Genomic DNA, 1,453 nt, shown 5'->3' on the forward strand with positions numbered 1-1,453 from the left:
CGCGGGGACCCGGGGCACAGCCCCGGAAACGGTCAAACGGTCAAACGGTCAAAGGGCGGCGCCGGGGCTGCCCCGTGCCGGCGATCAGGCCGTGGCCTCCGTGAGGGCCTCGACCAGGACCGGCGTCACCTGTTCCACCTGCCACGGACGCGCGCCGTGCGCGGAGAGGATCTCCGCCACCGCCTCCGGCGTGGGACGGGCCGGCGGCTCCCAGCACAGGCGCCGCACCGTGTCCGGCGTGATCAGGTTCTCCTGCGGCATCGTGAGGCGCTCGGCGAGCGCCGACACGGCCGCACGGGCCGCGGTGAGCCGGGCCGCGGCCACCGGGTCCTTGTCGGCCCAGGCGCGCGGCGGCGGCGGGCCGGTCAGCGGCTGGCCGGGCTGCGGCAGCTCGGCGTCCGGGATGGCGCGGGCGCGGTCGACCGCCGCCTGCCACTGCTCCAGCTGCTTGCGGCTCATGCGGTGCCCGAAGCCGGGCAGGGCCGCCAGCGCGTGGGCGTTCGGCGGCATGTTCAGGGCGGCCTCGACGATCGCGGCGTCACTGAGCACCTTGCCGGGCGAGACGTCGCGCCGCTGCGCCACCAGGTCACGGGCGGTCCACAGCTCGCGCACCACCGCCATCTGGCGGCGCCTGCGCACCTTGTGCATCCCGGACGTGCGGCGCCAGGGGTCCTTGCGGGGCGGGGCGGGCGGGGCGGAGGCGATGGCGTCGAACTCCTGGCGGGCCCACTCCAGCTTGCCCTGGCGCTCCAGCTCCGCCTCCAGGGCGTCGCGGAGGTCGACGAGGAGCTCCACGTCGAGGGCGGCGTAGCGCAGCCAGGGGTCGGGCAGGGGGCGGGTCGACCAGTCGACGGCGGAGTGGCCCTTCTCCAAGGCGTACCCCAGGACGTTCTCCACCATGGCTCCGAGACCCACCCGCGCGAACCCGGCGAGCCGTCCGGCCAGCTCCGTGTCGAACAGCCGCGTCGGCGTCATCCCTATCTCGCGCAGGCACGGCAGGTCCTGGGTGGCCGCGTGCAGCACCCATTCGGCGTCGGCGATGGCCTCGCCGAGCGCGGACAGGTCGGGGCAGCCGACCGGGTCGATGAGCGCGCTGCCGGCGCCCTCGCGGCGCAGCTGCACGAGATAGGCGCTCTGGCCGTAGCGGTATCCGGAGGCGCGCTCGGCGTCGACGGCGACGGGGCCGGTGCCGGCGGCGAAGGCGGCGACGACCTCCGCCAGGGCATCGTTGTCAGCGACGACCGGCGGGATGCCCTCGCGTGGCTCCAGTAGGGGGATCGGCGCCGAAACGACGTCGTCCGGGGGGGCGCCCCCGGTGGTTCGCAGTGGTGTGTCTGCTGCGGTTTCTTGGGCGTCGGTCACCGGTCAAGGGTATCTGTGTATGGCAAGCGCCCGCCGACGGAACGTCCCGTCGACGGGCGCGGCGTGTGGGGCCGGCGGGGGAGAGGGGGCG

1 protein-coding gene is annotated in these 1,453 nt (G+C 75.4%); it reads right to left on the minus strand.

Annotation, left to right across the window (positions count from 1 at the left end):
* Window positions 1-84 precede the first annotated feature (84 nt).
* Window positions 85-1,326, minus strand: coding sequence for a ribonuclease D (locus B7P34_RS35900; protein WP_223268613.1), 1,242 nt, complete (start codon window positions 1,324-1,326; stop codon window positions 85-87).
* Between the last annotated feature and the right edge of the window lie 127 nt (window positions 1,327-1,453).

It is taken from the genome of Streptosporangium nondiastaticum (assembly GCF_003011965.1).
Lineage (GTDB): Bacteria > Actinomycetota > Actinomycetes > Streptomycetales > Streptomycetaceae > Streptomyces > Streptomyces nondiastaticus.